General features: G+C 61.3%; 1 protein-coding gene. It reads left to right on the plus strand.

What is annotated here, in order from left to right:
• Positions 1 to 482, plus strand: a 482-nt coding sequence (locus NKI39_RS34225) for an IS110 family RNA-guided transposase (RefSeq protein ID WP_352837578.1), incomplete at its 5' end; no start/stop codon positions are given.
• Positions 483 to 803: the final 321 nt, after the last annotated feature.

An 803-nucleotide genomic window follows, 5' to 3' on the forward strand; every position in this document is an offset into this window, starting at 1 on the left:
TGCTGGTCGATACGCTGAGATCGCTGGAGGAAAGGATCAAGCAGCTCGATGCCGAGATTGCACGACGTGCCCGAGAGGATGAAGACGTGCGGCGGTTGGCAACAATCCCCGGCGTTGGTCCGATAACGGCAACGGCTCTGGTTGCACTGGCGCCTTGCGCCGCAATCTTCCGAAAGGGGCGCGACTTCGCCGCTTGGCTGGGCCTGACGCCGCTGCAACGCTCAACCGGCGGTAAACAGAAGCTCGGTGCAACATCGAAGATGGGCGAGCGTACATTGCGGCGCCTGCTTATCATCGGAGCGAGCGCTGTCGTGCGTCATGCTCGTCGGCGAGGCATTCGGGAAGGATCGTGGCTTGGGCGCATGCTCGCCCGCAAGCCGCCAATGCTTGTGGTCGTCGCTCTTGCCAACAAGATGGCCCGCATCGTCTGGGCGCTCATGGCAAGAGGTGGGACCTACAGGGCTCCGGCCGTGGCAGCATAGCAGCTCGGTCTGAGGTCGTCGCAGGTGTAGGAAGGTCACACGGAGAGGTATGGCGCGACAGTCGATGAGAGACGGATCGGAAAAACCAGTTCAGCACAGAGCGCTTCGAGCGCGCGGTAGTGATATGGATCCGATCGGCGAACTCCCATACGGGCCGGCGGCAAATGGAAGGCCGCATCAGAGGCCGGACAGATGTCAGCACCCGACTACGCGCCGCTATACTGCCTTTCGAAGATTCTTCTTGCGCTCACGGGGGCGTCCACAGATGTGCTGAAGGTTCTGCAAAAAGTTTTGGAGAGAGAACGGCGCTTGCTCTGAGGG

Source organism: Mesorhizobium sp. M0664, from assembly GCF_040320565.1.
Taxonomy (GTDB): Bacteria; Pseudomonadota; Alphaproteobacteria; order Rhizobiales; family Rhizobiaceae; genus Mesorhizobium.